Origin of the sequence: Pseudomonas sp. FYR_7 (assembly GCF_043106155.1) — a bacterium.
GTDB classification, from domain to species: domain Bacteria; phylum Pseudomonadota; class Gammaproteobacteria; order Pseudomonadales; family Pseudomonadaceae; genus Aquipseudomonas; species Aquipseudomonas parafulva_B.
In genome coordinates, this window is sequence record NZ_JBICMI010000053.1 from 149,985 (window position 1) to 174,470 (window position 24,486).

A 24,486-nucleotide genomic window follows, 5' to 3' on the forward strand; every position below is an offset into this window, starting at 1 on the left:
CACGTGGTACCAGAATGATGGCCATTCTATCACCCAGCTGGGGCCGTAACGGCAATAGTGATCGCCCGAATTCGCACCCCCTCCTTCCAAGAAATCTGTGGTTCTGGGAGGCCAAGCCGGCGCGCAGCGAAGATACCCGCCAGGTTGACACCAGCTTCACGGGTGTAGCCAACACCACCTGAATATCGTGGGTTGATCTCTAGAAGCCTTGGCATCCCATCGGCGCCATCGCGGGTCTGGACGTTGATGATGCCGTCACAATCGAAATGCTGAGCCGCGGCGACAGCCAGATCGGTTGCAGGCGTGTCTCGCTCGAAAGTTTGGTGCGCTCCGGCCTTCCGGCGACCGACATACGCTACTACCTTGCCGCCCTCACAAACCATGTCTACGGAGCACTCTGGCCCTGGGAGGTAGGGCATTACCAGCATCGGCTCACGAGCTGGCCCGGCCGAGTAGATCCGATGATAAGTCTCGAAGTCGACTTCTCGAGCATCTGGGTTCGCAAAGCAGCGGAATGGGTCAACCCCGGCCTTGAACCGCCAGAATCCCTGTCCATAGATGCCAACAACCGGCTTGATGCAAACCTCTGAAGTCGGACTCAAGGTTTCATAGGCAGCGCGTAGTTGGTCTGGGTTTTCAACCGGGATAGCGGGGATGCAAGCCAACCCAGCGCGTTCTGCCTCGGCTGTAAAATTGGCCTTGTCGTCAACCAGCTCAAAAGTGCGCTTGCTCATACCGCCGGTAACAAGCGTGATGCCTGCGCGCTCAAAATCCGCACGACGGCTCTCATACGCGCCCCCAACGCGACCAGCTAAGACCACCTTAATCGAGTTCTCGATTGCAGTGCGGAGCACCCAGTCGATGCGATCTTCGCGGTCTTCAGGCTCCTTAAAGCTGCCGTGAGCCAAACCGGTGATCTCCGGCCGGTCACCCCCATGGGATGCGAATACGCGCACGTCGGCTGGGAGTGCCTCCAAGGCGCCCAGAATGATGTCGCGCTGAGAAGCCTGACCCTGTAGAAACCAGATCATTAGAACCACCTTGATTTAGTGCAATTGAATTTGGATCTAGGATCCTGACCTTGGGCGAGATGGTAACGGTTGAGCCGGCGGCTTCAAGCGGGGCGACATTATGATCTGCCTCCCTGAAAAAGGCTTCTGGCCGAGCGAAAAACGCACCACGCAAATTGTTGCGATTTATGAATGGGGTTGACGCCAAGAATCCAGGGTACACTACCGTCAGGAAGGTGACTAAGTGTGCCCCTGGCCATGAATGTTTTTTCAATAACCTTGTTTGTTTTTACTCACGTTTGCAGAACCTGGAGGAGGCGGCGCGCTGACTTCGTCAAGCATTTCTATGAGGCGGTCGTACTCTTCCTGGGTGATCGCTCCTGATTCCAACGCCTTCCTAGCCTGAAGTCGGATCACGTCCTTCGATAGTGTTGTCCAAGGCTATGTCAGCCTGATGTGCCGAGGGATGACCATGGCGGGTGTGGTGAACGTCACGACCATCATTGCACGTCTTCCCTATTCGGAAACCATCTACAAAATCAGCACTGGTGGTAATACCTACGAACGATAGTGCGGGGATCATTAGCAGATCAGGTGGAGAGTCGGATCCTGATGTGAGATTGCTTCTTCAGGACAGGATAGAGGCACGCATACGGTCCCTCATTTCTTCGCCTGAGGGAGTGACACGCTTATCACGGTGTGCCACAGAACACTTTGCAGCCCCCTATTGCGACCCAAGGCCGTATCAAGAGTGTGCGATACGCCCTTAAAGACAGGCCTGGTGTACGCCGATCCAATTAACCCATCCAATGGCATCAGTTTGGAGGTCAGCATTTAGGCGAACCAGCCCGAATGGTCAAAGGCTTCAAGCAAGACGAAGAGGTCGTAGTGCTTGGGATCTGGCGCCACTCAGTTTCTGAGTCACCGGATACGCTCGACCCCATTCGTCGAGCTGAAAATTTTGTGAGAATTACGCACATATTGGGTCAAAAGGCGCTTCAATTAATAAGTGGAAAATCACGAATCTGGAGAAATTAATCGGTGGAATATCACGATCTATTTTGTTTATTCAGCGGAAAAACCATAAATAATTCCACTAATTTATCGAAGGGATCGATTTGGCCTATGAAATACGGGACTTTAGGGCTTTCCACTTAAATCACGATTGGTGCAGTAGATAAGGCATATTGGAGAGCATTATGGATCCCGGCTAGAACTCCACCTTCCCTCTGCCCGCCTTGATACCGCTACGCCTGGCCTTCCCCTCCAGGCGGCGCGTTTTGGAACCGAGTGTCGGCTTGGTAGGCCGACGCTTCTTTTCAACCTTGCCTGCACTCACGATCAATTCGGTCAGACGCGTCAGCGCGTCAGCCCGGTTCTGCTCCTGGGTACGGTATTGCTGAGCCTTGATGATCAACACACCGTCCCCAGTGATGCGGCTGTCTCGTAATGCCAACAGTCGCCCTTTGTAGAACTCAGGCAATGAAGAAGCGGGAATGTCGAATCGCAAGTGCACGGCACTCGACACCTTGTTGACATTCTGCCCGCCTGCGCCCTGGGCGCGCACGTAGGTCAGTTCCACTTCAGCGTCCGGCAGTTGTACGGAATTGGAGATGGTCAGCATGAAGGGACCCCTATGATTGACCGCATTATCACAGCAATGGCCGCGCCTTAATAACGGTACTTGATTATTCGATGGCTGGCCCTTGTGAAAGGTCAGTCGGGATCTGCCGCCAGGGCTTGTGCGACCTGCCCCTCCAACGCTCAGTCTGCTTGAGCGCCACGAGAATATCCCTTGCTTGGATCAAGCTGCTCAAGTAGCCGGGCAAGATCGGAAACCAGCGCCAATGCCTCCTTCTGATATCGCGCTTGCGACGATAGTTTACCAAGGTGCGAAATGGGTTAATCAGCTCACCAAAGCCTTGGATTGGCATGACAAATATTTCGTTCGCAAGCGCATGAATCGACTCAAAAACGTGCGGTCAGAGGCCGGTAATGGCGAGCTTACTCGATATCTGGATCAAGCGCTCGATATCGAAGTGTTTCGACTGGCCTCTGGCATCAGCGCCAGCCGCTCACTGGTGGAGTACCTGCTCAAACTCGACAGCACTGGACGCTGGAGTCACGCGCAACTGCGTAGCCTATCCAAGTTCGTAGTCCGGGACCCTGCAGATGACAACTTGAAGGTCGCCGTTAGTCATCTTGACGGTGTCATCGCCTGGGTCGGAGGGGTCATGGCCATCAGCTTATGGGCCATAGCTATGGAGTGCTGCATGATCGCTTCAACCGAACCCTCGCCTTGGGCAAACCGTGCTTCGATCAGGTGGTGCAAGTCCACAACTTCCTGAAGATAGCTATTCATTAGGGTCTCTCAAACGAAGATGCGCTGTGATCGGTCGGTGAATACCGCCTCACCGCAACCCGAACCCCATCCGCTTCAATTCATCAAACAGCGCTTCCCGCCCATGCAAGCTGGCAACGCTTCGTAGCCGGCTGACGACCTGTTCCGACCACCCCGAGGCTTTCATGCCTTCACGGTGGTAGAACGCCCCCAGGCGCTCGTCGTAACGGGACAGCAAGCTCTGTTCCTGAGCGGTCGAGTACGTCTCATGGTGCAACACGACCTCCTGCGGTAGCCGCGGCTTGACCTTGGCGGGCCGATCCGCAGAGGGGTAGCCGACACACAAGCCAAACACGGGATAGACATGAGCAGGCAAGTCCAACTCCGCGGCCACACCTTCGATGTCGTTACGAATGCCGCCAATGTAAACGCTCCCCAGCCCCAGGGACTCCAGGGCAATGACCGCGTTCTGCGCCGCGAGTGCCGCATCGATGGTGCCTAGCAACAAGCTTTCAAGATAAGGCAATGCTTCTAGTGCCACACCATGCTGCTCGCCAATGCGCGACACCCGTGACAAGTCGGCAAGCCAGACCAGAAACAGGGGTGCCTGGTGGATATAAGCCTGATTGCCCGCCAGCACCGACAGCCGTTGCTTGCGGCCGGGATCCTGAACTGCCACCACGCTCCAGACCTGAAGGTTGGAAGACGTGGACGCAGACTGGGCAGCGGCAACCAAAGCTTCCAACGTACCATCAGACAGCGATCGGTCCGCAAATGCCCGTACGCTGCGATGGTCGAGCAACTGCTCGATCACTGCATTGCATTGGGTGAGCGGCGATACCTCTTCGGTACCATAGCGGGCGGCAAGTTTTGATCGGCTATCGGCTGTCATACAATTCCTCCAGAACGATAGGAGGCTATCAAAAAACGGCCACGCGCACATAATGGGTGTTGTAGTCTCTGAGCCTAATGGCTGGCTCAAGTGCCATGGGCTAACTGACTTGCAACCCAATCGAGTACGGACCATCAGCGTGACAACACCTTCCCTGGCAACTCGTGAGGTCTACCAGATATTGCGCGATATCGCCCTCGGGATCCGGAACTTACAGCGCGTAAGCGAACCAAGCTGGACAGAAATAGCCTGTGGATCCATGACCGTGCAAGCAGACGGCTGGATACTCACCTTGCGCAATGAAGCCGGCGCGTTAGATCACCTCATCAGCTGTTTCAGCCCCGACGGCCGTGTTTACGCGTTAAACACCCATCACCACTACGGCACCGACCCGGTTGCGTTGATGAGCACTTGGGAGCACGCCCAGTTGCTGCGGTTACTCGGCGCGGCCTAGCCCCTGTACGGAAAGCTTTGCTACCGTCCGATCCCAGCACTGTGCGATCTCATCACCCACCGCCCCGCAGCGCGCAACTGCCGGCTCGAACGGCCGCACCTTAACGTGCTCGATCAAGAACTCATCCGTCCAGCCTGCCCACTCGCCGGTCATGGACCTGAGGTTCCAATGCAATGCCGGGTATAGTTCATGCCACAGCATGCTGTGCAATTGATCAAGCGTGTAGGGGCTCTGGGCCACGGCCCTAGCCACCCACGCCAGGCTCGACTCTGTCAGTTCGGTGTCCAGAAAGAACTGCGACAGGGCTTGCCAGGCTTGCAGGCGGCTCTCGTCTATCGTTTGCACCGACTGAGCTACCACTGCTCTGCCAGCGTCACGGGGACGCGCAGCGGCGCCAGGGGACCATCGCGCTGGCCGCACATCTCGTCATGCACCACATGCTGCACCAGCATGCATGGCACAGGCGGCACATCGGCCAGTAGCTCGCGCAGCTCCGTCATCGACCGCAGGCGCACCGCCTGCCCCTGGGCATCGCTGAACGTCTGCGGTCCGTCGGCCGTCAACGCACGCAGTACGTAAAAGCCGCCTTCGAGCGACAGCAGTTCGAGTTCGTTGACGGTGCCGGCAGTGGCCAGTTGCTTCAGTTGCTCTAGGTTCATGGCTAATACTCCATCCGGCAGGCGCGGCCTGCATCGGGCTTGATGGATAACGTCGAGCGTTCGCACTTATACAAATCCAGCGCCTTGTATAAGGATACCGCAGCGCTGCCGTCGTTCCGTCTCGTTTGCAAAACCCGAACACGGGTCGCGAAACTATTTGCACCCACTTGAACTCAATCGTGGCGATGCCGCAGAGCTTCAGCCTGCTTGCGGCCTACCTACTGAGGAAGATTGACCACCATGATCGCTCGCTGGCGTTGGGCACTTGCGCAAACGACGAAAAGGCTATGGTTTCGCGCCAGCCTGTTTTCCCTGATCGGTGTACTCACCGCGCTGCTGGCCATTGCCTTGCGCGACATGGTGCCGGCGTCGTTGCCGGCGAAAGTCGGGGCGGACTCGGTCGACAAGATCCTGGGCATCATCGCCTCCAGCATGCTGGCCGTGACCACGTTCTCGCTCAGCACCATGGTATCGGCCTACAGCGCCGCCAGCAGTGGCGTGACACCGCGCGCGACCAGCCTTGTGATGGAGGACGCCACGACTCAGAACGCCCTGGCGACGTTCATTGGCTCTTTTCTGTTCAGCCTGGTGGGCATCATTGCCCTGAGTACGGGCATTTATGGCGCTCAGGGCCGTGTAGTGTTGTTTGCAGTGACCTTGGTGATGATCGTACTGATCGTGTACACCCTGCTGCGCTGGATCGATCACTTGTCCAAACTTGGCCGCGTCGGGGAAACCATCGACCGCGTGGAGGACGCGGCTCTTGCAGCGCTCAAGCGCCGTGCGCAGTGGCCTTACCTGGGGGCACAACCCTACACGGATGCTACGCAGGTTGACCCGGACGCAGTACCGATTCCCTGCGATGACATCGGCTATGTACAACACGTCGATGTCAGCGCCCTCGCCCACGCAGCCGACAAGTACAGTGCCGTAATCTACCTGGAAGTGCTGCCGGGCAGTTTCGTGCATCACGGTACGGTACTGGCACGCGCCGTGTGCAGCGTACAGGCAGGCAATACCGCAGAACTTGAAGCTGAGATTCTGGCTGCAGTGACGCTCGGGGCACGGCGCACCTATGGCCAGGACCCGCGCTTCGGGCTCTCGGTGCTGGCAGAGATTGCATCCCGCGCACTGTCTCCCGCCACCAATGACTCTGGCACGGTCATCGACGTCATAGGCCGTGGGGTACGCTGCTTTTCCACATGGGCACGGCAAGCGCCGGATACAACGACCGATGGCCAGTTTCAGAACGTGCATGTGCGCGGTTTAACGGTCGACGACATGTTCGATGACTTCTTCACCCTGATTGCACGGGACGGTGCCGGCTTGCTGGAAGTGGACATCCGCTTGGTAAAGGCCCTGGCGAGCCTGGCGCACATCGCGCCTGATCGTTTTGGCCAAGCGTGCATCGCGCATGTGGATTTATTGCTCAAGCGGGCCGAGCATGCGTTGCCGTTGGAAGAAGACAAGCAGCGATTGCGGGCGTTGGTCCAGAATCTGGAATGGCCACGGGCGCAACTGCCTTAAGGGTCATCTCACAATCTGACCGTTCATCGGCTTTGCCGCACAAATTAGCGCTCTACACAATGGGGACTTTTATTTCACCGAATTTTCACGTTGCCAAGTGGATTATCAACTCATCCCCATGAGAAAGACTTAAGCCCGACTAGCAGCGGGCTTTCTTTTGCCCGCTCGAAAATCCCCCTCCTTTGAATGCCACCCTCCCTTGCTCAGCCCATGGCGACGCCCACGCTGAACCGTGGGTATTACCCTCAGGTCAATTGATCACAAGGTGGAGATGGAGGGCGCTTGATGGAGTCATTCGATCTGCAAAGGATGCTGCTGGGTGACTTGCCCGTCACGTTTCTGATGGAAGTGATGATGCGCGTGGTTGCGGCCTTTCTCGCCGTGTTTCTGTTTCTGAAGTTCAGCGGCAGGCGTGGCATCAAGCAGCTTTCGCGCTTCGAACTGGTCGTTATCCTCACCCTGGGTTCGGCCGCCGGCGATGTGACCTTCTACGAAGATGTGCCATTGCTGCCGGTGGCCCTGGTGTTCGTCACGCTACTGCTCCTGTATCGCGGTACGATCTACCTGATGCGCCGGAGTAAGACGTGCGAAGCCTGGATCGACGGGCTACCGATCACTGTCGTCAAGGACGGGCAGTACGAAATCCACTCGTTGCGCAACCTGAACATATCCTCCAACGAGTTGTTCATGGAGCTGCGCCAGCAAGGGGTGGAGCACCTGGGCCAGGTGCGGTTGGGTTTGCTTGAGACCGACGGCGAACTGAGCCTCTACTTCTACCAAGCCGAAGACACTCAGCCGGGACTGTCAGTGCTGCCACCTGAACACCGCCTGGAATACGACGCCCCACCTTCAGCAGGTTTGTATTGCTGCGTCAGTTGTGGTCTGCCGGTACAGCACCAACTTCATGACGTCATTGCCTGCCCGCGCTGTGGCCATCGCAGTTGGTCACCCGCCCTGATGACCACCCGCACCCGCTAGTGGCCGGCACCCACGAGACCCGTAAGCAACCATCGAGTTACAACTTGGGCCCGGCGATGCAAACAAAAGCTTAGCGATAACGATTCCCACTCGCTATAATTCTGCACCTTGCTGCAAGGCCATTTCCTGTCGTTCCAATTCCTTCATCAGGTTCTCACATGCCCTTCCCAAATTTTGCCCGCAAGCCTGCGTTGCACACTGTCGTCTGGTTGCCCCTGGGGTTGGTCGCAAGCGTGGCGTCACCGCTCACACTTGCCCAGAACACACTGGAAATCCCGGTGCCGGTCGCACAGCCCGTCAATGCGGCCGGCACCACCGGTACGGTTCTTGAGCTTGAAGAAACCGCAGTCTCGGCCAGCGCCGACGCCTCCAGGGATGGCTTGGTACCTGAATATGAAGGGGGCCAAGTAGCCCGCGGTGGGCGTGTTGGTATCCTGGGCAACAAGGACTACATGGAGACGCCCTTCACATCCACCTCCTATACCAATCAACTGATCCAGGACCAGCAGGCGCACAGCGTCGCGGATATTCTGCAGAACGATCCTTCCGTGAGAGTCGCCCGTGGCTTCGGCAACTTCCAGGAACTCTATGTCATGCGCGGCTTCCCGCTGTATTCCGATGACATCGCCTACAACGGCCTCTATGGCCTGCTGCCGCGTCAATATGTGGCGGCGGAGTTCATCGAGCGGGTCGAGGTATTCCGCGGGGCCAATGCCTTCCTCAACGGCGCTGCCCCCGGCGGCACCGGCATCGGCGGCGCCATCAACATCCTGCCCAAGCGTGCCCCGAACGAGCCCCTCACCCGGCTGACCGCTGGCGTTGAAAACCGGGGCTTCGGTACCGTTTCGGCCGACGTGGCGCGGCGCTTCGGGGAGCAAGACCGTTTTGGCGTTCGCGTGAACGTGGCCAAGCGCGACGGGGAGACGGCGGTACAGGACCAGGACCGCTCCCTGGACATGTTCGCCCTGGGCCTGGACTACCAAGGCGAGCGTCTGCGGCTTTCGGCCGACATCGGCCACCAGTACCATTTCATCGACAACCCGCTGCCCAGCGTCACTCCCACAGGCCGCGTACCCAGCCCGCCGGATGCCGACAAAAACTACGGCCAGCCCTGGACGTACTCCAAGGAGAAGCAAACATTCGGCACCTTCCGTGCCGAGTATGACCTCTCCGATGCACTCACCACCTGGGCTGCCATCGGCATGCGCAAGGGGGAAGAGAAGAACGTGCTGGCCAACCCCTCCTCCGACGCCAACGGCGTGACCCGTTCGACGCGCTTCGACAATTACCGGGAAGAGACCGTGGCCACCGGTGAGGTGGGCATGCGCTACACCCTGCAAACAGGTCCGGTGTCGCATCAGTGGGTGCTGTCCGGCTCGATGTTCGACAACAAGGACCGCAATGCCTGGGCGGGTAATTTCGGTGGTTTCGCCAACGATCTCTATGACCCGGTGTATGTCGCCAAGCCCGACAACACCAGTTTCAGTGGCGACATGTCCGACCCACATGTGACCGCGAGAACCCGTACCCAAAGCCTGGCCATCGCTGACACTCTAGGGTTCTTCAATGATCAGTTGCTGATCACTCTGGGGGCTCGTCGGCAAGGGCTGGACGTGACAGGTTACGACTACAATTCCGGCGACAAGACATCCAAGTACAAACGCTATGAAACCACGCCGGTTGCCGGCGCGGTGTATCAAATCAACGAGCAGTTCTCGGTATACGCCAACTACATCGAGGGCTTGACCAAGGGCGATACCGCCGGCGCCACCACTACCCTGCCTGACGGTTCCAGAGCGCCGGTGCTCAATGCCGGCGCCTCCCTGGCGCCCTACGTGGCCAAACAGACCGAAGTGGGCGTGAAGTATGACGGTGGTGGCCTCGGTGGCAGCCTGGCAGTGTTCGAGACGCGCAAGCCGGTCGGCATCGTCGAGGACCAGGTCTTCAAAGAAGGCGGCGAGCAACGCAACCGCGGGATCGAGTTGTCGGTGTTCGGCGAGCCGACGCCCGGCGTGCGTCTGCTTGGCGGCGTCACCCTCCTCGATGCTGAGCTCACCAAGACCCAGAACGGTCAGGACGACGGCAACCAGGCCATCGGCGTGCCCAAGACCCAGGCCAACATCGGTGGCGAATGGGACGTGCCAGGTGTGAACGGCCTGACACTGACCAGCCGAGTGGTCTACACCGGCCGTCAGTACATCAACAATGCCAATAACCTCGAGATCCCTTCATGGACGCGGCTGGACCTGGGGGCCCGCTACGGCTTCAAGGTCGACGAGAAGGATGTCACCCTGCGTGCGCGTCTGGACAACGTGGCCGGTCGTGACTATTGGGCTTCCGCTGGTGGGTATCCAGGCTCGAACTATCTGGTACTCGGTGCGCCACGTACGCTGTCTCTAAGTGCGTCGGTCGATTTCTGACCGCGCAGGTCGCACGACCTGCCCCCCCCTACGGCAAGCGTTGTGCCATGCACCGCTTCAGGGCTGCTTCGCAGCCCGTCGCCGTCAGGCCGGGCCCCTCACAACTTAGAGCCAATGCAGGCCTCAGGTTTGAATCTTCGCGCATCGACTACCCTCCCGTTTTCACTCCTGAAAAGAAAGTATTAATCCTCTAAGCCTGTTTTTCTTCACAAACGATAGGAATAGCCTAGGCAGGTACCTTTTCACTCAAGGCCCTGCCCCATGAAATCTGTCGTTTACTCGCAGCCCGGCTTGCCGCTGCAAGACCCTCAATCGCTCTATGATGCAGACCTGCCCAAACCGTCCCCCGGTGCGCGAGACCTGCTGGTCGAAGTCAAGGCCATCGCAGTCAACCCGGTCGATACCAAGATTCGCGCCAGCCGTGGCGGTGACCAGCCACAAGTGCTGGGCTGGGATGCGGTCGGTATTGTCCGCGAGGTGGGCGAGCAGGTGACGCTGTTCCAGCCAGGGGATGAGGTGTTCTACGCCGGCGCCATCGACCGCCCCGGCTGCTACAGCGAATTCCATCTGGTAGACGAGCGCATCGTCGGGCGCAAGCCGTCCAGCCTGGATGCTGCCAGCGCCGCCGCGCTGCCACTGACGTCCATCACGGCGTGGGAGCTGCTGTTCGACCGCTTGCGCCTCGAAGAAAACGGCGGTCAGGGTCAGCACCTGCTGATCATCGGCGCTGCCGGTGGGGTGGGTTCAATCCTGGTGCAATTGGCTCGCCAATTGACCGGGTTGACCGTGATCGCTACGGCATCCAGGGCCCAGACCCAAGCCTGGGTGAAAGACCTGGGCGTGCACCTGGTCATCGACCACACGGCCCCACTGGCCACCCAGCTCAGCGCACACGGTGTTGAAGCGGTCGATCACGTCATCAGCCTGACCCATACCGACACCTACCTTGAGCAACTGATCGAGGTCCTGCGCCCGCAAGGGCAGCTTGCCTTGATCGATGACCCGGCGCAGCTGGATGTGGTCCCACTCAAGCGCAAATCCTTGTCGCTGCACTGGGAGCTGATGTTCACCCGCTCGCTCTATCAGACGCCCGACATGATCAAGCAGCACCAACTGCTCAGTCGTATCAGCGAGATGGTCGACAGCGGTGTGCTCAAGACAACGTTGGGTGAACACTTCGGGACGATCAATGCGAGCAACCTGAAACGGGCGCACGCGGTCATCGAGAGCGGCAAGGCCAAGGGCAAGATTGTGTTGGAAGGCTTCTGAGCACGGCGGCTCGAGGGTCGCGTTCAGGCGTGCAACAGCGGCGTGATGGACTCCATCAACTGGTCGACTGCAGCCGTCACGGTGCCGTCATTCTGACAGAGCAGCCAGCCGTGCTTGTTTGCAGCACGGCTGAACGCCTGGGTGCTTGCGATCTGCTCCTGCAAGGTATGCATCACCGTGCTGCCCAGGCCCCGGCGGCGTGCCGCCGCCCTCGCCCAGGACGTTTGCGCTGTGGTGAGCACCGCAATGTTCAGGTCAGGCACCTGCACGCCGTGTTCGATGTTCAACCGCAAAACCTGATCGAACGGCACGGTTCGGCGAAACGCTGCGTCCGAGGGGTACCAACGGTCGATCAGAACAATGCTGTCGCCAGGTTGACGCGGCAGTACGTGCCGGGTGATCCAGGCGCGACTTTCGGCCAGTTGTTCGCAGACCTGCCACTCAAGTGCTGGCGAAGGCTGCCTAGCCAGCTGATTGACCAACGCCATGGTCTGCGCGCGCTGTGGATCATTGTTGCGCTCACACAGCCTGACCACCTTGTTGCCCTGGGCTCGCAACGCCTGGGTCAGTGCTTCGAGCAGCGTGGTCTTGCCAGTGCCCTTGGGCCCATCCATGGCGATGAAAAGCGGACGACTCATGCGCGTTTACCTTCACAATCATGGGGCGCATGAAACCACCGAAGCCTGTCATGCACAAGGGCGGGCACCTGGTGCAGACGACCGGCACCCACAAAACTGCTATCCGGGGCACTCACCGGCTTTGCCGTACGCGGGTGTACTGCTAGGCTGACGGCGGCGGCCGCGCAGGCAGCCTCTACATCATCTACAGGCATGGCTAATGACCCTCGACCCACAGGTAAACCTGAGTAATTGCGACCGCGAACCCATTCAGATTCCTGGCAGCATCCAGCCCCATGGCTGCTTGCTGGCCTGCGACGCCACCGCAACCGTGATCTTGCGCCACTCGGTCAATGCGCCGCAGTTACTGGGGGCGGCGCTGCCACTCAATGGCCTTAAACTCGATGACGTGATTGGCGGGGAGCTCGCCCATACCTTGCGCAATGCCCTGGCCCGGGTACGCGAAGGCTCGCGCCCGGCGTTGAGCTTTGCAGTCGCCCTGCCCGATGGCAGGCGTGTGGATGTATCGGCGCACCGCTTCAAGGGCAGCACCATCCTGGAATTCGAGCCTGCCGGCCAAAACGTTGCGGAACCCATCGAGCTCGCCCGCACATTGATCGCGCAGTTGCGTGAAATCGACCAGACCGACCGCCTGTTCCGCGATGCCGCACGGTTTGTCCGTGCAGTACTGGGCTACGACCGGGTGATGATCTACCAACTGGGCACCGATGGCGCCGGCAAAGTGATTGCCGAGGCCAAGCGCAGTACGCTGGAGAGCTTCCTGGGGCAGTATTTTCCCGCTTCGGACATCCCGCAGCAGGCACGCGCCTTGTACCTGCGCAACCCGATCCGGGTCATCCCGGACGTGCAGTTCGAGGCAGTTGCCCTGGAGCCTGTGCTGGACCCTTCGGGCGAGCCATTGGACCTGTCCTATGCGCACCTGCGCAGCGTCTCCCCAATCCACTGCGAATACCTGCAGAACATGGGCGTGGGTGCCACCATGTCCATCTCGATCATTGTCAATGGCGCGCTGTGGGGGTTGATTGCCTGCCACCACTATTCACCGCGCAACCTGACCATGGGCCGGCGAGTGGCGGCCGAGATGTTCGGCGAGTTCTTTGCCCTGCACATCGAAACATTGCGCAGCCGGCAACAACTCGAAGCGGCCGTGCAGGTGCACGACACGCTCGACCTCATGCTGCGCGATGCCAACCATGCCGCCGACATGCACAGCTTCTTCGAAGACCGGCTGCCAAGGCTGATGTCGCTGATCCCGTGCGATGGCATCGGCATCTCGCTGCAAGGGCGTTGGTCGAGTGCCGGTAGCGTTCCGCCCCGAACCTGCGTGCCTGAATTGTTGCGCTTTGCCGAGAGCGTGGCCGAGGCCAGAACATGGGCATCGAATAGCCTGTCCCAGGCCCATCCGGCGGCCCAGGCCTACTTCAGCGACGTATCGGGCGTGCTGCTCATCCCCATTTCGCAGCGCCCGCAGGACTACATCATGTTCTTTCGCAAGGAAGTGGTGCAGACCCTCGACTGGGCGGGCGACCCTAACAAGACCTATACCAGTGGCGCGATGGGCGACCGGCTGACGCCGCGCACGAGTTTTTCCATATGGAAACAGACCGTGCACCAGCAATCTGCGCCCTGGTCGGAGCAGGATCGGCAGTTCGGAGACGCCATTCGGACTGCCATCGTCGAGGTGTTGCTGCACAACAGCGAACTGCTGGCCAGCGAGCGCTCCAAGGCCGAGGTTCGCCAGCGAGTACTCAATGAGGAGCTCAACCACAGGGTCAAGAATATCCTGTCACTGATTGGTGCACTGGTCGCCCATCCCACGGCCGAGGGCCAGACGCTCAAGGGTTACGTGAACACCCTGCAAGGCCGCATCCAGGCCCTGTCGCTGGCCCACGACCAGGTCGTGCGGGGTGACGGTGGTGGGCGCCTGGCGATGTTGCTCGATGCCGAGTTGTCGCCTTATCGCACGGCGATTGCCGACATCGTCATGCAAGGGCCCAACGTGATTCTCGATGCCAGGGCCTACTCGGTAATGGCCCTGGTGCTGCACGAACTGGCGACCAACGCCGCCAAGTACGGTGCGCTGTCATGCCCAGGGGGGCGGCTGTGCGTCAGCTGGGCAATCGACGCTGCGGGCGCCTGCGCCATTATCTGGCAGGAAAGCGGTGGCCCGCCGGTGCAGGTGCCCAGGCGTCGAGGTTTCGGGTCGGTCCTCATCGAGCGCAGCATCCCGTTCGATCTGGGCGGTACCAGTAGCGTGGAATACTACCCTGAAGGGGTTCAGGGCTTGTTCACGCTGCCAGCCCGGCACCTGGCGGTCGCGGAATCCGAGCCTGCGCCTGCTGCTGCCTCGCCCCTGATCGATTCGACAGAGGCATTCGCCGCACGACCTGGCCTGAGCGTGATGATTCTGGAGGATCAGTTGGTCATTGCCATCGGCCTCGAGCAAATACTCAACGATGCCCAAATCGAGCACGTCATCACGGCCAGTTCCGAACAGGAAGCCTTGCAGATATTGGAGCGGCACTCACCCGACGCCGCCATTCTCGATGTGAACCTGGGAAGAGGTACGTCCATTGCCGTGGCCGAGGCATTGGTACGTCGGCGCATCCCTTTCCTGTTCGCAACCGGTTATGGCGATGGCATCAGTATTCCCGCGCACTTGAAGCACATTCCGGTCACGCGCAAACCCTATGACATGAGTACCATCGTGATGAGCCTTCGTGGCCTGCTGAACCCCAGGACTGAAGACGCTCAAAGCACGGCGGCCATTGCGGCCGCCGCATACAGCGGGAGATTACATCTTCACCGCCTGTTGCATCTGGTCGATGCAACAGGATGAACGACTCAGCGATCAGCCACAGCGTGTGGGTACGCTTCAGATCGCCAGCGCTCGCTCACGCAGCTCGCTGTTGAGAATGCGGTCGTTTTCGCTGTAGTCGACCGGGCAGTCGATCACATGAACGCCTGGGGTAGTGATGCAGTGCTCCAGCAGTGGCAACAGGCCCTCAGCGCTTTCGACACGGTGGCCGGTGGCGCCGTAGGCTTCGGCGTACTTGACGAAGTCTGGGTTGCCATAGTCCAGGCCGAAGTCGGTGAAGCCCATGTTGGCCTGCTTCCAGCGGATCATGCCGTAGCCATCGTCACGCAGAATCACCACGGTGATGTGCATGCCCAGGCGCACTGCGGTTTCCAGTTCCTGGCTGTTCATCATGAAGCCGCCGTCGCCGCACACCGAAATCACCGGGCGGTCCGGATAGACCAGGTGCGAGGCCATGGCCGACGGCAAGCCGGCACCCATGGTCGCCAGGGCGTTGTCCAGCAGCACGGTGTTGGGCTTGTGCGCCTTGTAGTTGCGGGCAAACCAGATCTTGTAGATGCCGTTGTCCAGGGCCACGATGCCCTCGGAAGGCAGTACACGGCGGATATCGGCCACCAGGCGCTGTGGATAGACCGGGAAGCGGTCGTCGTCGCCGCCTTCGGCAATCTGCGCCTCGTTGGCTTCACGAATGGCCATCAGGCGGGTGAAGTCCCAGTGCGCGGTGTCGGTCAGTTGTTCGCTGATCTGCCACACGGCGTTGGCGATGTCGCCGATCACTTCCACCTGAGGGAAGTACACGGCATCGACTTCGGCGGAGCGGAAGCTGATGTGGATGACTTCGGTGCCGCCACGGACCATGAAGAACGGCGGCTTCTCGATCACGTCGTGGCCGATGTTGATGATCAGGTCGGCCGCTTCGATCGCACGGTGCACGAAATCACCGGACGACAACGCCGCGTTGCCCAGGAAGCGCGGGTGACGCTCGTCGACCACGCCCTTGCCCATCTGGGTGGTGATGAACGGGATGCCGGTCTTGTCGATCAGCTGCTTGAGCACCTTGGCCGTCATCTTGCGGTTGGCACCGGCACCGATCACCAGAATCGGGCTGCGAGCCTTTTGCAGTTTTTCCACAGCCGCTTCGATGGCCACGTGCTCGGCCAGCGGACGACGGTGCAGGCTGCGCGGAATAGGCAGGGCGTCGGTCTGCTCGGCGGCGATGTCTTCAGGCAGTTCCAGGTGCACGGCACCCGGCTTTTCTTCCTCGGCCAGGCGGAAGGCTTCGCGCATGCGGGCCGGGATGTTGTCGGCCGAGGCGAACTGGTGGGTGTACTTGGTGATGGGGTCCATCATGCCGCACACGTCGATGATCTGGAAACGGCCCTGCTTGGACTTCTTGATCGGCTTCTGCCCGGTGATCATCATCATCGGCATGCCGCCCAGGTAGGCATAGGCGCTGGCGGTGACCAGGTTGGTGGCGCCAGGGCCCAGGGTGGAGAGGCTGACGCCGGTCTTGCCGGTCAGGCGACCGTAGGTGGCAGCCATGAAGCCTGCAGACTGTTCATGGCGGGTCAGTACCAGCTTGATCTTCGACTTGCGCAGGGATTCGAGCAGGTCGAGGTTTTCTTCACCGGGAATGCCGAACACATACTCGACACCTTCGTTTTCCAGGCATTGCACAACGACATCGGCGGCCTTGGCCATTTAATGTACTACCTCAAGATCCAGGGAGGATGCAGCCAGCTGGCTGCGTGACTGAGATGTTGCAGGATGTCTCAGTGCCGCGCATCGTAGGCCTTGGCGTTAATAATAGTAAATATATTGTTATGATGCTGAGCATCACAAAACGTTATCAATTCTGGAATGCCCTAAATGAATCTCAAGGCGCTGCGTTGTTGCGTCGAAATCGTCCGCCAAGGCAGCTTCACCAAGGCCGCTCAGCACCTGCATATCGCCCAGCCTGCGCTGAGCATGGCCGTGACCCGCCTTGAAGAAGAACTGGGCGTCAGTTTGTTCAACCGCACCACGCGCAAGGTGGTACTGACCGTGGAAGGCGAGCAATTTCTGCCCCGCATCGCATCAGCCTTGCGGGAGATGGACGTGGCCCGCCAGGCACTGCGTGACATGGCCGACCTCAAGCGCGGCGAAGTGCGGCTGGGGATCCCGCCCATGTTCGGCCTGCACTATGTGCCCGGGTTGATGAACGCCTTTCGCAGGCTTTATCCCGGCATCGCCATGACCGTGTTCGAGGGCAGCGCCGAAGACATTGGCCAGCGCCTAGAGCAACGAGAAATCGACCTGGCGCTGCTCGAGTCCCGCCGCGTGCCCGCGGATAAGGAATCGATCCTGTTGGGCAGCGACGAGATGCTGGCCTGCATGCACCCGGATCACCCCTACGCCGGCAAGGCAAGCCTGACTGCCGAAGACCTGCGCAGCACCGACATGGTGGTGTTCGACCGTACATTCGTGCAGCGCCAGTTGCTCGACGCCTTCTTTGCCGAACACGGCATTACCTACCAAGTGGCATTGCAGAGCAATTTCGTTTCGTTGGTGGTCCAGGCTGCACTGGACAACATGGGCGTGGCCACATTGCTGCGCTCCGTGCAATTACGAACGCCAGGTATCGTCGGTGTGCCGTTCGAGCCTGCCCAGCAGATGAGTTTCCGGCTGTGCTGGCGGTCGGGTGAGTACCTGTCGCTGGCCAGCCAGCGCTTCATCGACTTTGCCGGACAGAGTCAATATCTAGATCGCTAACGCTATGGAGTACATCTGTACTCCACCTCGCATTCGCCCTACTTTTGCGCCCGTTAGAAGACCGCTGGTTGCGTCGGCGAGCGAGTCGGCGCGGCTCGACGCACCGTTCGCGTTGCCATTATCATCCCTTGAACGTTTCAGCATGTTTCAAGGAGCCAGATGTCAGTTTTAGAACCCTCCCCGTTGCCCAGCAAAAGCACGGTCGTAAAAATGGAAGCCGCCATGGCGCTGGGCAGCTTCGCCATTGGCACCGGTGAGTTCGCCATCATGGGCCTGATGCCGGATATCGCCAGTAACCTGAACCTGAGCGAACCTCAGGTCGGACATGCCATCAGCGCCTACGCGCTGGGGGTCATGGTGGGCGCACCCACCTTGGCCATCCTTGGCGCCAAGATCCTGCGCAAGCACATGCTGCTGTTGCTGATGGGCCTGTACGCGCTGGGTAACCTGGCCACCGCCTTCGCACCTTCATTCGGCGGGCTGATCGCGTTTCGCTTTATCAGCGGCCTGCCCCACGGTGCGTACTTTGGCATTGCCGCAGTCGTGGCCTCCAGCATGGTGGCCAACAACCAGCGCGCAGGCGCCGTGGCTCGGGTCATGATGGGGCTTACCTTGGCCATGTTGCTGGGCAACCCGATCGCCACCTTTCTGGGCCAGTACTTTGGCTGGCGTTCGGCGTTCGTGCTGGTCGGGCTGATCGCCGTGTGCACCATCGCCATGGTGTGGCGCTTCGTGCCCCAGCGTCATGATGAGCTGCGCAGTGACCCGCGCAAGGAGCTCAAGGCCTTCACCTTGCCCCAGGTCTGGATGGCGCTGGGCATTGCGTCCATCGGCTTTGCCGGGATGTTCTGCGTGTTCAGCTACCTGGCCCCGACCATGCTCGAAGTGACCCGCGTGGCGCCGCAGTGGATTCCGTTCGGCCTGGCAGCCTTCGGCGTGGGCGGCATTGTCGGCAATATCGTCGGCGGCAAATTGTTCGACCGCTTGCAGTTCCGCGCCGTGGGGCTGGTGCTGGCGTGGTCGGTGTTGGTCCTGCTGTTCTTCACCTTTGCCGCCGCGAACCTGTGGAGCCTGCTGCTGGGCATCGGCCTGGTGGGTACCATGATCGCCCTGGCAGCGCCCTTGCAAATCCGCCTGATGGACATCGCTCACGAAGCCCCAAGCCTTGCAGCGGCCTCGAACCATGCCGCCTTCAACTTGGCCAACGCCCTGGGCCCATGGTTGGGAGGCATGGCGATCACGGCGGGGTTGGGCTGGACCAGTACAGGTTACATCGGCGCTGCCATGGCGCTGCTGGGGCTGGGGCTCTATGTTGTCGCACGGCGCATGAAAGGCGGCGCTTGAGCCAAGGCTACATTCCCGCACGGGCTGGTATCCAAGACGGTGTCTGGCCCTCTCAGACCTATAACTGCCGAGCCCGCTCATGTTCGATTGGGAAGACTTACGCCATTTCTCGACCTTCTGCGCGACCGGGTCGCTGTCTGCCGCCGCCAGGGTACTGTCAGTCGACCACGCTACCGTCGCTCGGCGGATCGCATCTCTCGAGGCTTCGCTCAACCTGAAGCTGGTCGACCGCCGCGCACGGGCCTATGTGCTCACCGAGGATGGCGAGCGCGTAGGCGAGTTGGCCGGTCAGATGGCCGCATCGTCCTTCGCCCTCGAACACTTTGCCAGCGCCGGTCAACAAACGGTAGAAGGTGAAGTGATCATCTCGGCACCGCCCGCCTTGCTGGGCAGCATCATCGCAAGGCGCCTGGGGGACCTTTACAAGCACTACCCCCAACTGCGCCTGCGGCTGGTGGGCAGCAAATCTCGGGCATCCCTGGCCAGGCGCGAGGCCGACATCAGCATCGTCCTGTCACGGCCCACCGAGCCGACCCTGGTGGTCAGCCTGCTCGGGCACCTGGACTATCGTTTGTATGCCAGTGCCGATTACCAAGCTAGCGGTTCGGCACGCCGGTACATTGGTTATGACGCCTCCCAGGCCCATTCACCGCAGCAACAGTGGCTCAACCGCCAGGCGGGCGAGCAACCCTTCGCCTTGCTGAGCAACGACTTGCGCATCCAGGCCCAGGCGTGTGCCGGAAGTATAGGCATCGCTTGCCTGCCCGCCTTCATGGCCCATGAGCACGGGTTGACCGTGGCTGGCCAGCCTGAGCAGACCATCAGCATCGAGATCTGGCTGGCGGTGCATGAAGACGTGCGCGCCACGCCGCGGATAAAGGCAGTGACCGATTTCCTGCACCAGCAGATCAAGCCCCTGTTGCGCTTGTGAATTCCTGCAGGTCCCACTTGCAGCAACACGGAATTTGCCCGCATGGCCAACGCGGGTACGCTGCACCTATTCAAAGGCTGACGAGGACACACTGATGCAATACGTGAAATTGGGTACCACCGGGTTGGACATTTCCAGGTTGTGCCTGGGCTGCATGACCTTCGGCGAGCCGGATGCCGGCACGCACCCCTGGACACTGGGCGAAGACGCGAGCAGGCCCATCATTCGCCATGCCGTCGAGCAGGGCATCAACTTTTTCGACACGGCCAATAGCTATTCCGCGGGCACCTCAGAGGTGATCCTCGGCAAACTGCTCAAGGAATTCACCCGGCGTGACGAGACGGTGATCGCCACCAAGGTTTTCTACCCGGCCAACATGTGGCAGGGCGCCAGCCGTCCCAATGAGCAAGGGTTGTCGCGCAAGGCGATCATGACCAGTATCGACGCCAGCCTGTCGCGTTTGGGCACCGACTACGTCGACCTGTACCAGATCCACCGCTGGGACTACACCACTCCCATCGAAGAGACCATGGAAGCGCTCAATGACGTGGTCAGGGCGGGCAAGGCCCGCTATATCGGCGCTTCGTCGATGTATGCCTGGCAATTTGCCAAGGCGCAGCAGGTGGCCACCAGCAACGGCTGGAGCCGTTTCGTGTCGATGCAGAACTTTTTGAACCTGCTGTACCGTGAAGAAGAGCGCGAAATGATTCCCCTGTGCCTGGATCAGGGCGTCGGGCTCATGCCCTGGAGCCCCATGGCACGTGGTCGCCTGACCCGCCCCAACGGGCAGCAGACCGAACGGACCCGCACCGATCTGTCCGGGCAGTCATTCTTCGAGAAAACCGAGGCGCAAGACGGACGCGTCATCGACGTGGTCGAACAGATTGCCCAGGAGCGTGGCGTGCCGATGGCCCAAGTGGCGCTTGCCTGGGTACTGGGCAAGCAAGGGGTCAGCTCGCCCATCGTCGGTGCGTCCAAGCCCGCGCACCTGGACGACGCCTTGGCCGCCATCGACCTGCGCCTGACGGCTGAGGAGACCGCTCGACTCGAGGCACCCTACGTGCCCCATGCAGTCACGGGTTTCAAATAGCATCACGCCTTCCCTGCGACCATTGGCCACCCGTTTTCCTACGCGTGGTGGTCAATGCGTGCTGTCTGCTCTGGGTAGAAGTACTACAATGCACGCCCCAGTAATCTGCGTGTTGTTTACCCATGAAATCATTGCGTTACGCCCTTCATCTACTTCTGATTCTAAGTAGCCCTGCCTGGGCAAACCCGCCCTCCACTTTTGCTGAAGCCAAGGTCGTGGCCAAGCAGCAGGTCTACATGGACCAGGACAAGAGCGCCATGGGCGAGCTGTATTGCGGCTGCCAGTGGACATGGGTAGGCAAGTCAGGCGGACGGATCGACGCGGCTTCGTGTGGCTACCAGACCCGCAAACAGCAAAACCGCGCCGAGCGCACCGAGTGGGAGCACATCGTGCCGGCCCATACCTTCGGCAACCAACGCCAGTGCTGGAAAAACGGCGGCCGGGAGCACTGTGTGGACAGCGACCCGGTATTCCGCGCCATGGAGGCCGACCTCTTCAACCTCTACCCTGCCGTGGGTGAGGTCAACGGTGACCGCAGCAATTTCAACTACGGCATGGTCAGTGGCAACCAGGGCGAATATGGCCAGTGCACGACCAAGGTGGATTTTGCCCAGCGCGCGGCCGAGCCCAGAGATGAAGTCAAGGGCCTGGTCGCCCGTACCACGTTCTACATGTTCGATCGCTACCGCCTGAACATGTCTCGCCAACAGCAACAGCTGCTGATGGCATGGGACCGCCAGCACCCCGTTTCAGCCTGGGAAAAAGAGCGCGACAGACGCATTTCCGCCATCATGGGCCACGCCAACCCGTTCGTCACGGGCGAACGCAAGTGGACCCTGAACTACACCCCAACGGGCGATGGCGTGCAGCCAGCGCTGGCGGCGCCTGCCCGTACCACCGTAGCAAGCCAAGCCCCCGTGGGCGCCGTACTGGGCAACCGCAACAGCCACGTGTATCACTTGTCTGTCGGGTGCCCGGGCTATCACCAGGTCGCGCCCAAGAACCAGGTCGCCTTCGCGACCGAGGTAGAAGCCCAGGCAGCGGGCTACCGCAAAGCCGGCAACTGCCGCTGATCAAACATCCTCAGCGGCGGCGCATCAGCCGTTGACCGCGTTGGCTGGGCGTCTACCCGCTAGCGCGGCGAGCATGTTGTCCACGGCGCAACGCGCCATCGCTTGCCGGGTGTCTTCGGTGGCCGAACCTATGTGCGGGGTGGCCACCACGTTAGCCAGCCGCAGCAAAGGCGAGTCGACCGCCAATGGCTCCTGAACGAACACATCCAGGCCCGCGCCGCGGATGCGCCGTGTTTCGAGGGCATCGATCAGCGCCTGTTCGTCCACGACACGCCCTCGGGAGATATTGATCAGGATGGCCGCAGGTTTCATAAGCGCCAGTTCCTTGCGCCCGATCAGCCCCTCGGTAGCTGCGCTCAACGGGACGGTGAGGCAGACGAAATCTGCCTGCGCCAATAGCGCGTCCAGCGCAACGCGTCTGGCCCCGTAGCGGGCCTCGACGTCAGGCTTGGGTCGCTGGCTGTGGTAGATCACCTGCATGCCGAAACCCGCGGCCGCCCGCCGCGCCAGTGCTTCGCCGATACGCCCCATGCCGACGATGCCCAGCGTCTTGCCGTGTACGTCGCTGCCGAACTGCGCAGGGCCAAGGCTTGATTGCCAATGACCATCGCGCACCCAGTTGGCCAGTTCCACCACCCGCCTGGCCGTGGCCAGGATCAGTGCGAAGCCAGTGTCGGCCGTGGTTTCGGTCAACACATCGGGCGTATTCGTGAGCACGATGCCGCGTCGATCAAGGTCGGTGATGTCGTAGTTGTCCACGCCCACCGACACACTGGAAATGACCTCAAGCTCGGGCGCCAGGTCGAGCAGGCTGGCATCCAGGCGCAAACTGGCGCCTAGCAGGCCGTGGGCGCCGGGCAGCGCATCACGCAAGCGCGCCATCCCATCGGGGCGGGCCAGGTCGACGGTGGTGACCTCTGCCGCGGCCTGAAGGCGCGCGAGCAAGTCGTGGGACAACGCCTTGTACAACACGATGCGTTTTTTCATGTTGGGTTCCTGAAGGGGGTGGCCGGACGCAGGCAAGGCGTCTTGGCGCGCCCGGAGGTGGTTGAGTTGTTCAGCGCTGCGGTCAGGGCAACGGCACACAGCAGCGCGCCACACATGAACAGGTACGACGCTGCGGGACTACCCGTGGCGCCGTTGAGGTATCCCACCAGCCACGAGCCACCGAATGAGCCCAGCGCGCCCATGCTGTTGATCAAGGCCATGGCGCCACCGGCCACGTTGGCCGGCAGAATCTCGGGCACGATTGCGAAGAACGGACCGTAGGGGGCATACATGCAGGCCCCGGCGACCACCAGCAGGGCGTACGACAACCAGAAGTGTTCGGTCCCCAATGCGTAGGAGCCGTAGAAAGCGAGCGCCGCCACCAGCAGCGGTGGCCACACGAAGCGCTTGCGCCGTTGCATCCGATCAGAGGCCCAGGAGACGCCCACCATGGCGATCACCGCCGCCAGGTAAGGCACCGAGGCCAGCCAGCCGGCCTCGACGATGTCGACGTTGGCCGCCTGCTTGAGGATCGAGGGCAGCCACAGCACGAAGCCATATACGCCAATGCTCCAGCAGAAATACTGCAGTGACAGGATGATCACCTGCGGCGAGCGAAACGCCTCACGGTAGTTCTTGACCGGCTTGATGCCCTGCTGCTCTGCTGCCAGTGCCTGTTGCAGATCATTTTTCTCCTGCTCGCTCAGCCAGGAAACCTGCGCAGGCCGGTCATCGACCAGGCGCCACCAGCAAAACGCCCAGAGCACCGCCGGCAAGCCTTCGATGATGAACATCCAGCGCCAGTCGAAATGCTTGATCAGGTAGCCCGATACCACCGACATCCACAGGATGGTCACTGGGTTGCCCAGCATCAGGAAGGTGTTGGCGCGCGAGCGTTCCGCACGGGTGAACCAATGGCACAGGTAGACCAGCATGGCCGGCATCACCGCCGCCTCCACCACGCCCAGCAGAAAACGGATGCCGATCAACATGTACACGTTGCTGACCATGCCGGTCAGCGTGGCCAGCCCACCCCACAGGATCAGGCAGACGAAGATAAGCTTCTTGACGCTGCGCTTTTCGGCATAGATAGCACCCGGCACCTGGAAGAAGAAGTAGCCCAGAAAGAACAGCGCACCCAGTAGCGAGGACAGCACAGGGGTGATGTGCAGGTCTTCGGCCATGCCCGATGCTGCTGCGAAGCCGTAGTTGGCACGGTCTAGGTAGGCAAGGCTGTAGGTGATGAACACGATGGGGATGATGTACCACCAGCGGCGTGGCGCCAGGCTTGTACGTTTCATGGT

General features: G+C 60.5%; 20 protein-coding genes and 1 pseudogene. 12 read left to right on the top strand and 9 right to left on the bottom strand.

Annotated elements, in window-relative coordinates:
• Positions 1–29: 29 nt before the first annotated feature.
• Positions 30–1,031 carry an ATP-grasp domain-containing protein gene (locus ACF8R3_RS14045; protein WP_392515749.1) on the bottom strand — a complete coding sequence of 334 codons (1,002 nt, stop codon included), beginning with the start codon at positions 1,029–1,031 and terminating at the stop codon, positions 30–32.
• A 1,189-nt stretch (positions 1,032–2,220) separates the two neighbouring features.
• Positions 2,221–2,634, bottom strand: a complete 414-nt coding sequence (arfB, locus tag ACF8R3_RS14050) for an alternative ribosome rescue aminoacyl-tRNA hydrolase ArfB (protein ID WP_058604619.1) — start codon at positions 2,632–2,634, stop codon at positions 2,221–2,223.
• Between the two features lie 223 nt (positions 2,635–2,857).
• Between arfB and ACF8R3_RS14055 the strand changes: the two genes are divergently transcribed.
• Positions 2,858–3,358, top strand: coding sequence for a hypothetical protein (locus ACF8R3_RS14055; RefSeq protein WP_196185865.1), 501 nt, complete (start codon positions 2,858–2,860; stop codon positions 3,356–3,358).
• 63 nt (positions 3,359–3,421) lie between these two features.
• Here the strand turns inward: ACF8R3_RS14055 and ACF8R3_RS14060 are convergent, their stop codons facing one another.
• Positions 3,422–4,243 carry an NADPH-dependent oxidoreductase gene (locus tag ACF8R3_RS14060; protein ID WP_392515750.1) on the bottom strand — a complete coding sequence of 274 codons (822 nt, stop codon included), beginning with the start codon at positions 4,241–4,243 and terminating at the stop codon, positions 3,422–3,424.
• 139 nt (positions 4,244–4,382) lie between these two features.
• On the opposite strand from ACF8R3_RS14060, the gene ACF8R3_RS14065 reads away from it, so the two are divergent.
• Entirely contained in the window at positions 4,383–4,697 is a 315-nt protein-coding gene (locus ACF8R3_RS14065; protein ID WP_058637775.1) for a hypothetical protein, read from the top strand.
• Here ACF8R3_RS14065 and ACF8R3_RS14070 read toward each other — a convergent pair.
• The gene (locus tag ACF8R3_RS14070) at positions 4,680–5,042 is read right to left on the bottom strand and encodes a hypothetical protein (RefSeq protein ID WP_392515751.1); all 363 of its coding nucleotides are present in this window, start codon (positions 5,040–5,042) and stop codon (positions 4,680–4,682) included. The two genes, ACF8R3_RS14065 and ACF8R3_RS14070, sit on opposite strands and share 18 nt — an antisense overlap.
• Positions 5,043–5,050: 8 nt before the next feature.
• Positions 5,051–5,356, bottom strand: coding sequence for a DUF6482 family protein (locus ACF8R3_RS14075; RefSeq protein ID WP_058604983.1), 306 nt, complete (start codon positions 5,354–5,356; stop codon positions 5,051–5,053).
• A gap of 240 nt (positions 5,357–5,596) precedes the next feature.
• Here ACF8R3_RS14075 and ACF8R3_RS14080 point away from each other — a divergent pair, with 240 nt between their 5' ends.
• The 4 genes from ACF8R3_RS14080 to ACF8R3_RS14095 all read left to right on the top strand — a co-directional run bounded on the left by ACF8R3_RS14080 (position 5,597) and on the right by ACF8R3_RS14095 (position 11,550).
• Positions 5,597–6,883 carry a DUF2254 domain-containing protein gene (locus tag ACF8R3_RS14080; protein ID WP_196185862.1) on the top strand — a complete coding sequence of 429 codons (1,287 nt, stop codon included), beginning with the start codon at positions 5,597–5,599 and terminating at the stop codon, positions 6,881–6,883.
• A gap of 285 nt (positions 6,884–7,168) precedes the next feature.
• On the top strand, positions 7,169–7,861 hold the full coding sequence (locus tag ACF8R3_RS14085; protein WP_392515752.1) for a DUF421 domain-containing protein: 693 nt from the start codon (positions 7,169–7,171) through the stop codon (positions 7,859–7,861).
• A 158-nt stretch (positions 7,862–8,019) separates the two neighbouring features.
• On the top strand, positions 8,020–10,281 hold the full coding sequence (locus ACF8R3_RS14090) for a TonB-dependent receptor (protein WP_392515753.1): 2,262 nt from the start codon (positions 8,020–8,022) through the stop codon (positions 10,279–10,281).
• Positions 10,282–10,542: 261 nt separating this feature from the next.
• Positions 10,543–11,550, top strand: a complete 1,008-nt coding sequence (locus ACF8R3_RS14095) for a zinc-binding alcohol dehydrogenase family protein (protein ID WP_392515754.1) — start codon at positions 10,543–10,545, stop codon at positions 11,548–11,550.
• A 23-nt stretch (positions 11,551–11,573) separates the two neighbouring features.
• Here ACF8R3_RS14095 and ACF8R3_RS14100 read toward each other — a convergent pair whose 3' ends face one another.
• Entirely contained in the window at positions 11,574–12,188 is a 615-nt protein-coding gene (locus ACF8R3_RS14100; RefSeq protein ID WP_058637732.1) for a thymidylate kinase, read from the bottom strand.
• A gap of 199 nt (positions 12,189–12,387) precedes the next feature.
• Here ACF8R3_RS14100 and ACF8R3_RS14105 point away from each other — a divergent pair.
• Positions 12,388–14,919 (top strand): annotated as a pseudogene (locus tag ACF8R3_RS14105) (HWE histidine kinase domain-containing protein); the annotation flags it as partial.
• Positions 14,920–15,063: 144 nt separating this feature from the next.
• On the opposite strand, the gene ACF8R3_RS14110 reads toward ACF8R3_RS14105, so the two are convergent.
• A complete protein-coding gene (locus tag ACF8R3_RS14110) occupies positions 15,064–16,707 on the bottom strand; it encodes an acetolactate synthase large subunit (RefSeq protein ID WP_058604990.1) in 1,644 nt (547 codons plus the stop codon).
• Between the two features lie 168 nt (positions 16,708–16,875).
• Here ACF8R3_RS14110 and ACF8R3_RS14115 point away from each other — a divergent pair, with 168 nt between their 5' ends.
• The 5 genes from ACF8R3_RS14115 to ACF8R3_RS14135 all read left to right on the top strand — a co-directional run bounded on the left by ACF8R3_RS14115 (position 16,876) and on the right by ACF8R3_RS14135 (position 22,195).
• Positions 16,876–17,757 carry a LysR family transcriptional regulator gene (locus tag ACF8R3_RS14115; protein ID WP_058604991.1) on the top strand — a complete coding sequence of 294 codons (882 nt, stop codon included), beginning with the start codon at positions 16,876–16,878 and terminating at the stop codon, positions 17,755–17,757.
• 159 nt (positions 17,758–17,916) lie between these two features.
• Positions 17,917–19,101 carry an MFS transporter gene (locus tag ACF8R3_RS14120; RefSeq protein WP_178102732.1) on the top strand — a complete coding sequence of 395 codons (1,185 nt, stop codon included), beginning with the start codon at positions 17,917–17,919 and terminating at the stop codon, positions 19,099–19,101.
• A 79-nt stretch (positions 19,102–19,180) separates the two neighbouring features.
• On the top strand, positions 19,181–20,032 hold the full coding sequence (locus ACF8R3_RS14125) for a LysR family transcriptional regulator (protein WP_196126065.1): 852 nt from the start codon (positions 19,181–19,183) through the stop codon (positions 20,030–20,032).
• A gap of 94 nt (positions 20,033–20,126) precedes the next feature.
• Positions 20,127–21,122, top strand: a complete 996-nt coding sequence (locus tag ACF8R3_RS14130) for an aldo/keto reductase (RefSeq protein WP_058637735.1) — start codon at positions 20,127–20,129, stop codon at positions 21,120–21,122.
• A 122-nt stretch (positions 21,123–21,244) separates the two neighbouring features.
• Positions 21,245–22,195 carry an endonuclease gene (locus tag ACF8R3_RS14135; RefSeq protein ID WP_058637736.1) on the top strand — a complete coding sequence of 317 codons (951 nt, stop codon included), beginning with the start codon at positions 21,245–21,247 and terminating at the stop codon, positions 22,193–22,195.
• Positions 22,196–22,219: 24 nt separating this feature from the next.
• Here ACF8R3_RS14135 and ACF8R3_RS14140 read toward each other — a convergent pair whose 3' ends face one another.
• Together ACF8R3_RS14140 and ACF8R3_RS14145 are read right to left on the bottom strand one after the other, a co-directional pair.
• Complete coding sequence (locus ACF8R3_RS14140) at positions 22,220–23,182, bottom strand: D-glycerate dehydrogenase (protein ID WP_058637737.1); 963 nt, start codon at positions 23,180–23,182, stop codon at positions 22,220–22,222.
• Positions 23,179–24,483, bottom strand: a complete 1,305-nt coding sequence (locus ACF8R3_RS14145) for an MFS transporter (protein ID WP_196126068.1) — start codon at positions 24,481–24,483, stop codon at positions 23,179–23,181. The genes ACF8R3_RS14140 and ACF8R3_RS14145 overlap by 4 nt, the downstream gene beginning before the upstream one ends.
• Positions 24,484–24,486: the final 3 nt, after the last annotated feature.

Coding starts and splice junctions, on each gene's coding strand:
- ACF8R3_RS14110 (WP_058604990.1), bottom strand. CDS start 16,707: ATGGCCAAGGCCGCCGATGTCGTTGTGCAATGCCTGGAAAACGAAGGT.
- ACF8R3_RS14075 (WP_058604983.1), bottom strand. CDS start 5,356: ATGAACCTAGAGCAACTGAAGCAACTGGCCACTGCCGGCACCGTCAAC.
- ACF8R3_RS14100 (WP_058637732.1), bottom strand. CDS start 12,188: ATGAGTCGTCCGCTTTTCATCGCCATGGATGGGCCCAAGGGCACTGGC.
- ACF8R3_RS14055 (WP_196185865.1), top strand. CDS start 2,858: ATGCCTCCTTCTGATATCGCGCTTGCGACGATAGTTTACCAAGGTGCG.
- arfB (WP_058604619.1), bottom strand. CDS start 2,634: ATGCTGACCATCTCCAATTCCGTACAACTGCCGGACGCTGAAGTGGAA.
- ACF8R3_RS14145 (WP_196126068.1), bottom strand. CDS start 24,483: ATGAAACGTACAAGCCTGGCGCCACGCCGCTGGTGGTACATCATCCCC.
- ACF8R3_RS14120 (WP_178102732.1), top strand. CDS start 17,917: ATGTCAGTTTTAGAACCCTCCCCGTTGCCCAGCAAAAGCACGGTCGTA.
- ACF8R3_RS14085 (WP_392515752.1), top strand. CDS start 7,169: ATGGAGTCATTCGATCTGCAAAGGATGCTGCTGGGTGACTTGCCCGTC.
- ACF8R3_RS14045 (WP_392515749.1), bottom strand. CDS start 1,031: ATGATCTGGTTTCTACAGGGTCAGGCTTCTCAGCGCGACATCATTCTG.
- ACF8R3_RS14060 (WP_392515750.1), bottom strand. CDS start 4,243: ATGACAGCCGATAGCCGATCAAAACTTGCCGCCCGCTATGGTACCGAA.
- ACF8R3_RS14115 (WP_058604991.1), top strand. CDS start 16,876: ATGAATCTCAAGGCGCTGCGTTGTTGCGTCGAAATCGTCCGCCAAGGC.
- ACF8R3_RS14125 (WP_196126065.1), top strand. CDS start 19,181: ATGTTCGATTGGGAAGACTTACGCCATTTCTCGACCTTCTGCGCGACC.
- ACF8R3_RS14130 (WP_058637735.1), top strand. CDS start 20,127: ATGCAATACGTGAAATTGGGTACCACCGGGTTGGACATTTCCAGGTTG.
- ACF8R3_RS14095 (WP_392515754.1), top strand. CDS start 10,543: ATGAAATCTGTCGTTTACTCGCAGCCCGGCTTGCCGCTGCAAGACCCT.
- ACF8R3_RS14140 (WP_058637737.1), bottom strand. CDS start 23,182: ATGAAAAAACGCATCGTGTTGTACAAGGCGTTGTCCCACGACTTGCTC.
- ACF8R3_RS14080 (WP_196185862.1), top strand. CDS start 5,597: ATGATCGCTCGCTGGCGTTGGGCACTTGCGCAAACGACGAAAAGGCTA.
- ACF8R3_RS14135 (WP_058637736.1), top strand. CDS start 21,245: ATGAAATCATTGCGTTACGCCCTTCATCTACTTCTGATTCTAAGTAGC.
- ACF8R3_RS14090 (WP_392515753.1), top strand. CDS start 8,020: ATGCCCTTCCCAAATTTTGCCCGCAAGCCTGCGTTGCACACTGTCGTC.